The organism is Roseibium sp. RKSG952 (assembly GCF_009711355.1).
Genome location: NZ_SMMF01000798.1, coordinates 1 through 10,008, shown reverse-complemented (window position 1 = coordinate 10,008; position 10,008 = coordinate 1). Strand labels below are relative to the sequence as shown.

General features: G+C 55.2%; 9 protein-coding genes. All 9 read right to left on the bottom strand.

Annotated features, from left to right (window positions below; all coding sequences use genetic code 11):
• Positions 1-211: 211 nt before the first annotated feature.
• Complete coding sequence (locus E1297_RS07360) at positions 212-1,006, bottom strand: ABC transporter ATP-binding protein (protein ID WP_155135895.1); 795 nt, start codon at positions 1,004-1,006, stop codon at positions 212-214.
• Positions 1,007-1,013: 7 nt separating this feature from the next.
• Positions 1,014-2,048 carry an iron ABC transporter permease gene (locus E1297_RS07355; RefSeq protein WP_155135892.1) on the bottom strand — a complete coding sequence of 345 codons (1,035 nt, stop codon included), beginning with the start codon at positions 2,046-2,048 and terminating at the stop codon, positions 1,014-1,016.
• Positions 2,045-3,073, bottom strand: coding sequence for a FecCD family ABC transporter permease (locus tag E1297_RS07350; RefSeq protein ID WP_368669481.1), 1,029 nt, complete (start codon positions 3,071-3,073; stop codon positions 2,045-2,047). Before E1297_RS07350 ends, E1297_RS07355 begins: the two co-directional genes overlap by 4 nt.
• Positions 3,070-4,011, bottom strand: a complete 942-nt coding sequence (locus E1297_RS07345) for an ABC transporter substrate-binding protein (RefSeq protein WP_244327668.1) — start codon at positions 4,009-4,011, stop codon at positions 3,070-3,072. The genes E1297_RS07350 and E1297_RS07345 overlap by 4 nt, the downstream gene beginning before the upstream one ends.
• A 295-nt stretch (positions 4,012-4,306) precedes the next feature.
• Positions 4,307-5,728: an MATE family efflux transporter gene (locus tag E1297_RS07340; protein WP_155135887.1), complete on the bottom strand. Its 1,422-nt coding sequence runs from the start codon at positions 5,726-5,728 to the stop codon at positions 4,307-4,309.
• Positions 5,729-5,744: 16 nt separating this feature from the next.
• Positions 5,745-6,809, bottom strand: a complete 1,065-nt coding sequence (locus E1297_RS07335; RefSeq protein WP_155135884.1) for a PLP-dependent cysteine synthase family protein — start codon at positions 6,807-6,809, stop codon at positions 5,745-5,747.
• Positions 6,806-8,140 carry a Y4yA family PLP-dependent enzyme gene (locus E1297_RS07330; RefSeq protein WP_155135881.1) on the bottom strand — a complete coding sequence of 445 codons (1,335 nt, stop codon included), beginning with the start codon at positions 8,138-8,140 and terminating at the stop codon, positions 6,806-6,808. Before E1297_RS07330 ends, E1297_RS07335 begins: the two co-directional genes overlap by 4 nt.
• Positions 8,131-9,114: an ornithine cyclodeaminase gene (locus E1297_RS07325; RefSeq protein WP_155135878.1), complete on the bottom strand. Its 984-nt coding sequence runs from the start codon at positions 9,112-9,114 to the stop codon at positions 8,131-8,133. The genes E1297_RS07330 and E1297_RS07325 overlap by 10 nt, the downstream gene beginning before the upstream one ends.
• A gap of 128 nt (positions 9,115-9,242) precedes the next feature.
• Complete coding sequence (locus E1297_RS07320; RefSeq protein WP_368669480.1) at positions 9,243-9,680, bottom strand: hypothetical protein; 438 nt, start codon at positions 9,678-9,680, stop codon at positions 9,243-9,245.
• Positions 9,681-10,008 lie beyond the last annotated feature (328 nt).

Below are 10,008 nucleotides of genomic sequence, written 5' to 3'. Positions count from 1 at the left end.
TAGTGCTGTCATCCCTCCGAAAGCAAACCGCAAGACCAAGCGTGATTACGTTAAACACATTTATAAAAGCGCCACCTGATCGAGAACTTCTTCGCCAAGATCACGGAATTCCGAGCCATAGCAACACAATGCGAAAAAACCAAAAGTAGCTACGCCGCCAATTGGCATCTCGCAGCAACTCTAATCTCTGCAGGCTGAATGTCCACAGGCCCTAAGAAGGAAGACATAGCTTACTCCATTGGACATCAAAATGTGGAGGCTTTCCATTTTCAATCGGTACGAAACGGCCTTTGACGCGGAATGCCTCGGGGATCAGGCCCGTTTGGGCCAAAGCGGCGGGGCGACCGTTGAACAATACCTCCCCCTGGCGCAAAAGCACCATGCGATCAGAAACGGCCATAGCCTGATTGAGGTCATGGATGGCCATGATCACTGACACATTTCGTTCTCTCGCCAAGGCATGCACCAGTTCAATAACTTCGACCTGATAGCCAATATCCAAAAAGGTTGTCGGTTCGTCCATAAGCAGGATCTTTGCCTGTTGTGCCAAGGCTGCAGCAATCCATACCCGTTGCCGCTCCCCTCCCGAGAGTTCCTTCAAGGTTCGCTCGGACAGCGGCTTCAGACCTGTTCGGTCTAGCGCCCAAGATATTGCCTCTTCATCGCATTCTCGATAACGTCCAAACAAACCAACATGGGCGAAGCGCCCTTGCCGGACCAATTGCGCCACGGTCATTTCGTCCGGGGCAGATGGCTGTTGCGGCAGGAAGGCGAGCTCCCGCGCAATGTCCCGGCGCGAGAGCCGCGCAATGTCTGTTCCGTTGACCGTCACTGTTCCGGAACGCGGCCGGATCAAGCCGGCGATTGTTTGCAGAGCCGTACTTTTTCCCGATCCATTCGGTCCGATCAAGCCGCACACTTCTCCCGGTTCCAGTGCAAGGTCAAAGCCCTTGAGGACCTCACGTTGGCCGTAGGAAACCTTGAGGGACGAGCAGGAAACAAGCATTGGAAACTCATGATAGCCGGCGTAGCAGGACAATAAGAAGTGGCGCACCGCATATCGCGGTTATCACGCCGATGGGAATCTCCTCGACCTGCCCGACCAAGCGGCCAATCAGATCTCCGAGTGTGACAGTAACTGCGCCGAGCGTGATCGTCATCGGCAAGACCAGGGATGTTCGGCGTCCACACAACAGCCGAGCCAAATGAGGGACTATCAGACCGACAAAGACTATTGGTCCGACCACTCCGACGGCGCTTGCCGCCAAAACGCTTGAGAGCACCAAGGCAATCGAGAAGTGCCATGGATATGCAACACCGCGTGAACGCGCCACGAGCGGATCGAGACGCAAGAGGTCCAGCGGCCGCCGCATCACAGGAAGCGCTAGCAGCCCAACTATCGTAAATGGCAACAGGAAAAGCGCGTGCGTCCATGTGCGAGCATAAAGACTGCCCGACAGCCATTCGAGCAGAAGTTCCATCCGCGTTGATCCCCAACCGGACATCAGACCGATTGCCGTCGCATGCAAAACAGCGCCCACGGCGATCCCACATAGCGTGATTTGCAAGGGGCCAAGATTGCGTGAGAATGCCAAAGCATAGATCACGGCCCCGGCTGCAATTCCTCCAGCGGTGCCGATGACCGGAAGCCACGCGACCGGAAGCGCATGAAGTGTGTTTGCGCTAGGATCTTGCAAATACACTGCAAAAAGAAGGAAAACCGTGACCGCAAGTATCGCCCCTTGCGAAATGCCCATGATCGAAGGATCCGCAAGCGGGTTGCGCGTGATGTTTTGAAGAATGAGGCCCGCGACGGCAAAATGAATACCCGCCAGCGCTCCAGTCACAATGCGTGGCACCCGGATGTCCATGATAATGATTTTGGTCTGGATGGAGCCGTTTCCGACAAGCGCCTGTGCAACTTCAGTTATAGGAATGTCGGCCACCCCGAGCAAAATGGGCAGGGCAACGGACAGAGAGCAGACTGCGATACAGACAGACCACAGTAGCGGCAACGGTACGGGAGCCTCACTGTTCGGGAAACTCATGACTGCGTCCCTTGCGAAGCGCCAACACGCTGGATCAAATATATAAATACCGGCCCGCCCAACATTGCCGTAATCATGCCCACCGGCAATTCCTGTGGAGCGGCCAGACTTCGGGCCACTATGTCAGCGGCAGTCGTCATCAATCCACCGAGGGATGCGGTTAACGCGATAGTCCAGCCCGCCCCGGCAGGTTTTAGCAGCTTTGCAATATGGGGTGTCGCGAGCCCGACGAATGCAATTGGTCCCGCAACCGGAACCACGCCGGCAACCGGTAATATTGCAACAAAGAGAAGAGCCGGTTTCCAAAAGGCGACATTCAGTCCGGCGCAAGCAGCGAGGTTCTCGCTCACAGCCAGCAGTCCCACGGCACGTTGACATACAAGTGCGCCGATCCCTCCAGCCAATACCCAGGGCAGCATGTAGCCAAGTTGCTCCCATGATCTGCCTTGAAACCCACCTGCGAGCCAGAAGGTCAGAGTGGCGGCCTGTGGTCCGCTGGAGAGAAGCACAGCGGTTGTAATTGCACTCAGGAACAGGGCAACTGTCATGCCGCCGAGCGCCAGATGCAATGGACCGCCATTGCCGCCCCGCGCAATCCAGAAGGTCAACATCGAGGCTGATATGCCACCTGCCATCCCGATGGCTGCATAAAAGCCGGATGACAACCCGGGGAAAAAGACGAGGCATACAACAATCGGCGCAACCGCTCCGGAGGTTGCACCGGTCAAACCGGGCCCGGCAAGCGGATTGCGCGAAATGCTCTGCAAAAGCAGGCCGGAAACGGAAAGTCCAGAGCCTGCGCAAAAAGCAATCAGGCTGCGCGGCAGCCGCAGATGCCATACTATGATTGAAGGAACGCTACCATCAGGAGAAGCGAGGGCCGATAGAAGACCAGGAAAGTCCATTGGCCGTGCCCCTGCCATTAACCCCAGAAACAGAACAACACCGGTCCCTGCCAGAACGACAAGAACCAGTGTGAGAGACCGGGCATGACGGCGGTGCCGCCGGAATGCCGACATACTCATTGCTTGCGCTGTAATTCCTGATTGTGCAAGGATTCAGGTATCAACTTCGAGGCTTCGGCCTCGACATCCACTTCCGGGAAAACGTCCGGATAGAGATAATGTCCGGCTTGCAGAAGTACGATTTGCCGGGCGATCGGGCCGTTGGTCTCCACCCATTGGTCGCCGACATAATGCACCCTTCCATTTTTTACCGCAGACAGCATTCCCCAAATCGGGCTCGATTCATGCGCTCTGTCCGGGCCGTAATCATAGACAAATATGACGTCCGGGTCACGTTCAAGAAGCGCCTCAAGGCTGAGTTGCAGTCCGAACTTGCCGTCTGTCGTCATCGGACCAACGATGTTTTCGCCGCCGAGTGCGCTGACAATCGATGCGGTCGTATTCTCGGTGTGGAATGCAAATGGCGACTGTCCGCCCCACATCATCACAAAGCTTGGATGCACACCTTCCGGAGCTTCGGCCGCCATTTTAGCCATGAGCGACTGGAAGCTGCCGTTCAGTTCCTTTCCCTGCTCCGGCTTGCCAAGCAGCTCTGAAAGTGTAGCGGTATCGGTATAGCTTCGGTCGAGGAGTTCCATGTCATACGCCAAATACGGCGCAATTGCCTGAAACTGTTCAGCATTGCCTTCCGTGTATCGCCGCATCGCCACGATCAGGTCAGGGGCAACTTCGGTGAGGAGTTCCATGTTGGGTTTTGCTCTTTGACCCAACTGCGCCATTTCCCGCGTTAGTCCGCGTAAAAACTCAGGATGACGATCTGCCACCATGTAAGTTGTCGCAACCGGCATGATACCAAGAGCCAAAGCGACATCTGTCGCGAAATAGGACAGGCTTGCGATGCGTTGTGGCGTTTCGCTGACCTCAACCTGAATACCACGATCATCGACAACCTGACGAGCTTCCGCCGTATTGCCATATGTCAGCGCCATGAAGGACATGCATCCTGCAATAGCGTATCCGATTATAGTTTTCTTGTTCATCACGGGCGTGTTCCGTTTGAATACAATTTTGAGAGTGGAGGACCTGCGGGCAATCCGCCTGCCCCGGATCAGTCGGAGGAAAAGCAAACTGGGATTACGCCGGAAACCGGAATGCTCGAACGCAACTCCATAGGGCCGCTTTCGAAACGCTTCAACCGGCGTTTCAGGTTATTAACCGGCTAATTACTATCATCGTGCGACCCAGCGTTTTCCTGGAAAAAACCGGCAATATCCCGTTCGATTGCTTTTCCGTTCAAGAGGTCGCGCTCGCCTCTGTTCTTGAGGCTGTTAGGTTGTCGCATTCGCGGTTCTCGAATCCGTCCAACTCCTGTAGGAAACGCCGCCACAACAACAAGCTTGTTGCCCCAAAGCCGAGGCACAGTCCTGTCCATACGCCAAAGCTCATCCAGCCAAATCCGTAGGCACAGATCACCATCGCCGGAATACCAATCAGCCAATACCCGATCAGCGTATTGAACAACCCGGCCTTTGTGTTGCCCAACCCGCGCATCAGGCCGACACAGATATTTTGTGATCCCTTGAAGAACTGATGTGCAATTGCGAACCACAAAAGCGTGGAGGCAAATGCAATCACCGCTGGATCATTTTCCGAGCCGAGGAAGGGAAACAAAACCAGTCCGGGGAGAACGATATAAACGACACCGATTGCCGCCATGACCGAGAAACTGATTGTCAGGGCACGGCGCGCAATTGCTCCGGCCTCGCCCGGATTTGCCTTGCCGATGGCCCGGCTCACCAGAATCGACGCACCTTGCGACAATCCAATGTTCAGCTGATACACAATGTAGGCAAGCTGATTGACCACATTCGATGCTGCGAGCGCTATCGGTCCGAACGCCCCGATCAGTATAGTGGCAATTGAGGTAATCGCTGCTTCAGAGCCATATGTCAGAGCGATGGGCGTTCCCATGCGGGTAATGTGTTTCACAATACCAATGTCAGCACGCCACAAATCGATTGCAATCAGCGACTTGAGTTTTTCATCGCGCTGCAATGTCCGAAGATAGACACCAAACGTCCACAACTGCACAAGCGTGGTTGCCAGCCCGACGCCTGCCAACCCAAGTTTGGGAAGACCCAACCAACCATAAATGAAGGCCGCGTCGAGAAAGACGTTCACACCAATTGAAATGATCGTAACTTTCAGCAGGGACCCGGCACGCCGCATACCGACCGCAAATTGTCTCAGGACATTCAGCCAGAGCATCGGCAAGAGCCCGGGTGCCAATGTCATCATGACCGGCTTTGCACGTTGAACAACTTCGGCATCCTGGCCCAGATACGGCAGCAGATACCCCAAACCAATCAGGGCGAACCCCGCAAGAGTGGCAAATATGGTCGCAACAGCAAGAGCGGAGCGGAGCAGCCCCTGTATTTCTGCCTTTGCGGCATCGTCCGGCTCCGTGTCACCAGTGCGCTTTTCGGACCGCCCCACGGCGGTCGCAATCTGATTGCTCACACCTGTCACCATGCCGACGCACATGGTTCGCAACTGATTGTAGAGCAGCAAGGCCAGCCCGCCAGCGGCGATTGCCTCAAGGCCAATCAGGCCCATCATCAGCAAGTCTGTACTGGTCAGCGCAACTTGAGCAAACTGGATTCCGGCAATCGGCATCGCAAGCGCAAGAATTTCTTTATAATCTCGAGTGTTCATTGTGTGCGCCCGCTGATCATCTGGCCGCCTGCGGGCCATTCGGCGGCAGATGGGTGGAAGCGATGTATGCATCCATAAGCCTGTTGAGGCTTCTATGAGCTGTTGGATCGAGAAGGCTTCGCTCCTCCAGCCAATCATCATTGTAGACGCTATCAAGGTATTTTTCGCCTGTATCGCAAACCAGAACAACAAGCGTGCTCTCTGGTTCAAGCATTACAAGACGCTTCAGGGCGATGTGGATTGCAGCACCCGCAGTCCCGCCCACCAGAAGACCGGTCCTGCGGGCAACCACCCGCGCGGTCGTGAACGCATCAACATCGTTCACCTTCAGCTTTTCATCAATCAAACCGAGATCGACGTTAGGTCCTACAGTAAAACCACCGGGAGCACCGGAACCCGTTTGCCAGTACTTTCCTGCAGGTCCGCCAAATATAATCGAACCGACCGGCTCGACGCCTATGCTTTTGGTCGGCGACCCGAGCCGGCGCAGCTCGCTTACGGTTCCGCACAGTGTGCCACCTGTACCGACAGCGCCGACGATGTAGTCTATATCCCCACCGAGATCCGTCAGCAATTCCCGAGCAAGCGCACGATATCCATAATTGTTATTGGGATTGTAGTGCTGATCAGGCCAAAAGGCGCCCGTTCTCTCGGAAATCTCCTTGGCGGCCTGGCGGCGTTTGACCGTACTCGGCCCATTGCCATCGGATTCGATAAAGACCAGATTGACACCCATGGCTTCCATCGCCCTGAGTTTGTCTCTTGAGGCATGGCCATCCACGATCGCAGTAAATTTGTACCCGCGCTCAATTGAGACCAGAGCAAGCCCGAGCCCGGTGTTTCCCGAGGTCGGCTCCACAATCTCGCCACCTGGCTTGAGCAGACCGTCCCGCTCTGCTGCCAGGACCATTTCCCGTGCCATCCGCACCTTGCAGGAACCGGTCGGATTACATTGTTCCAGCTTTAGCAAAAGACGGCTGTCCGTACCGGTGCGGGCCAGTTCATAGAGCGGGGTGTCACCTATAAGCTCGGAGCAACAAGTCTTGATGCGGCTATGGGTAAAGACATGGTGCATGTTCATTGATCCACCCTCCAGACAAAGGCGCCACCCTGCTCTGTCAAAACAATCTTTGGTGGGAGTGGCAGCTGATGGAATTCGCTTTCATTCTTGTCCATCTGATATCCGGCAGTGTTCGGGTAGATCAGGAGGTCGCCGTATCGCGGAGTTGCCGGGAATTCGATTTTGCGCCAGCTCAGAACGTCGTATTCCATGCAACTGGATCCGCCAACCGCGGCCTTCACCGTTTCCTGAGGCCGTGCCCCGCCGCGCTGTAGCAGTATCGGCGTTGGAAGAAACTCACTGTTCTTCCATTGCTCCGAGAGACTCATGCTAAGCCCGGAGACAGTTATAATGCCGTGTTCAGCGTTACGCTTGAAACCCTGAACCGGAAACACCGACATGCCCGCGCCATCAAGCAAGGCCCGACCAGGTTCCAGATAAAGCGATATCCCGGCCGCATTCAGTTTCAACGCCAAGGTGTCTCCATCAGAAGACCAGTTCAGGATGGCGCTCAACATCTCCGCACCGGTAGGTGCTTGATGATACGGGTAAAAGTGCGTGAAGCTTTTTTTTGCGTGGAAGTCGGCGGGTTTCACATTCGCCTGAAATTCCCGCCAGTCTTCTTCATCGACATAGCTACAGGCAAAACCGCCCCCGATCGAAATTGCCGAACAGGGCAAACCAAGCGCGCGCGCTTCGAGGCAGCGTCCTATCAGCGTGGATGCCAGTTCAGCCCGGGGCGCAACCGCATAGCCATCCAAATGAAACGAGAACCCGTCCATGATGATGTGCTGATGAGCCTCGACACATTTTTGAAGTGCGGCCACCATATCCGCTTCGCTGAGGCCAAACCGGCTGTTCGGTGCTTTCGGGGGTATAACCCTCAAGAGGATCTTGAGGGGGGCCGTTTGCTTGGCAATATCAATCGCCCGCTCAAGTTCATCAAGGGCATCAATGGCAACAAGCGCCTTGTGTTGCGCAGCAAGCCACAGTAGCTCGTTGCTCTTCGCTGCGCCTGTCACTTCTATGCGTTCGCCGCGTATGCCGTTGGCGAGCGAATGCACAAATTCCGGAATGCTTGCGACGTCAACAGAGCCGCCGCAACCTGCAATCTCACGCAGCCAGGTCCCAGCCTTGTTGGCCTTCTTTCCATAGTAAACATGCCCATGGACATTCTGGACCTGCATGGCGTCTTGAAAGGCCTTCAGGTTTTCCGAAAAACTCTGCGGATGGATGATATGGAAGGGGCCATCAATGACATGGGCGATCTGCGCAAGAAGCCCTTGATCCGTTCTTGCAGAAACGGCCCAGGATTTCTCCCGGGCCGGCAATGTCTTTCCAATCACTTCCATAGCTCGACCCTCTGGCCTCGCCCGGCAGAAATCGCTCTTGTGGCAAGCGCATGTGCTACCGGGATGTCGGTGATGATCATGCCACTGCTGAATGCAAATACCCGGTCATCCTGAGAGCGGCGGCCCGGCTTTTTGCCAACCACAATGTCGGGAAGTTCGGCATCAATACCGGCAAAGTTTTCATCACCTGCGAGCCTTTTGCCGGTCACGCCCATTTGGCCTTCGCTGGTTGCAAGCGTGTAGTCCGCCTGGCTCAGCGCACCGTCTTCTACCCCCTTGCTGGCCACCGATATCAACAAACCACCAGGCTTCATCCAGCTGGTCTGGACTTTCGGATGCGACGCGCGGCCCGACGCAACGACCACAATGTCCGAACCCGAGACAGCTGCAGGAACGTCTTCGACCAACTCAACGTCGCGCTCCGGTACGTACCGGGCAAAGGTCGACAGGCTTGCTGCAATTCCATCGGGATGCGTCCCGAAAAGCCGGAAAGTCTCGAGCGAGGGAATTGCTGCTGCAAGATATGGCAATGTGTTGATGCCTTGGGCACCTGTGCCGATCATCAGTACCGACTTGGCATTTTCCTTTGCACAGTTCTTGGCTATGATCGCACTCGTGGCAGGCGTTCTTGATCCACCTACGCGATGACAATCCATGAATGCAAACGGCAAGCCCGTCGTGTCATCGTAGAGGCTGATCGTGGTGTAGTATTTTTTCGCGCTTTCACTGCCCTGACGGTAGGATGTCTTGAATCCCAATTGCTGGATTGCACCATCGTAGCCCAGCATCGAATAGGAGACGGCATCCCTTTGCGCATCGGGCAAAGCCATCATCATCTTGGTCGGGCACCGCGAGGCCTCCTGGGCATAGGACCGGTACGCGTCTTCAACCATCCCGATCACATCAAGCGGCGGGAGTTCGATATCCGACAAATCCTTGCGGGTCAGGATGTGAATTGCGGGTTTTTGCATCATGTTGGGTTCTTTCGGCATGAAAGTTGGCAAGAGATACCAATCGGCCGCCGATGCCGGCGTCCGTATTGAGGCGTTTTTGAAGGAAGGAGACAGGCCACACCGCTACATGGCAGCCCTGGTATGCAAGGTTAATGTGAGCGGTAGTAAGTCGGCGCGGGCTCGGGCGAGAAACACCGCAAATCGTCCAGCGAGATATCGCAATTGTTCAGCTGGAGATCGAAAATATGCCGTGTTGTCTTGCAGGGAAATTTTTGGCCAGCCCGATACATGCCCCAGACATCTTTTTCCGTAATGGTTTCCCCGGGCCGCCAAGACGTGACCCGAACAGACCCATAATCCAGAAGCACCACTGGCAGCACGCGCAAACCGAGACGATTGGCCACCTCGAGACGATGATGTCCATCCATGACAAAGTACACGTCTTTGTGGACCGAAACCGGAACTTTCCAGCGGCCCGATTGCGTAATATCGCGCTCGACTTCGCAAAGCCGGGTCACATCGATTTCCTCTGTTGGAACGAGCTTTGCCGGATCGATCAGACAATACACTTGGCGACTTGTAGACACTTCCAAGTCCTTTGTATTTGGGAACAGCTTGGGAATTGCAGGCGGCAGGTGCAGGCCGGTGAACTTCAACCTGCTCAATTCCTGAGTTGAATTATCATGTTTAAGTCTCAAGTCCAGCAAGCTTATGATTAAATATAATTAATTCGCTTGGTTACATGTGTGGCCTGCTCACACAAAACCGGGCAATTCACACGGGTTCTGATGATGTGGACGCCCTCTGCTGCCTGCAAGAGCGCCGTCACGGTAGGCCCGAACTGCAAAGCTGCCGTTCAGTGCACGACATGCAAAGGTCAAGAAATGTGAAGGTTTTTCGATGCGGGCCGCGGCG

Bases quoted from the DNA above. Each gene is read 5' to 3' on its own strand.
- E1297_RS07360 (WP_155135895.1), bottom strand. From the start codon at position 1,006: ATGCTTGTTTCCTGCTCGTCCCTCAAGGTTTCCTACGGCCAACGTGAG.
- E1297_RS07355 (WP_155135892.1), bottom strand. From the start codon at position 2,048: ATGAGTTTCCCGAACAGTGAGGCTCCCGTACCGTTGCCGCTACTGTGG.
- E1297_RS07350 (WP_368669481.1), bottom strand. From the start codon at position 3,073: ATGAGTATGTCGGCATTCCGGCGGCACCGCCGTCATGCCCGGTCTCTC.
- E1297_RS07345 (WP_244327668.1), bottom strand. From the start codon at position 4,011: ATGTCCTTCATGGCGCTGACATATGGCAATACGGCGGAAGCTCGTCAG.
- E1297_RS07340 (WP_155135887.1), bottom strand. From the start codon at position 5,728: ATGAACACTCGAGATTATAAAGAAATTCTTGCGCTTGCGATGCCGATT.
- E1297_RS07335 (WP_155135884.1), bottom strand. From the start codon at position 6,809: ATGAACATGCACCATGTCTTTACCCATAGCCGCATCAAGACTTGTTGC.
- E1297_RS07330 (WP_155135881.1), bottom strand. From the start codon at position 8,140: ATGGAAGTGATTGGAAAGACATTGCCGGCCCGGGAGAAATCCTGGGCC.
- E1297_RS07325 (WP_155135878.1), bottom strand. From the start codon at position 9,114: ATGATGCAAAAACCCGCAATTCACATCCTGACCCGCAAGGATTTGTCG.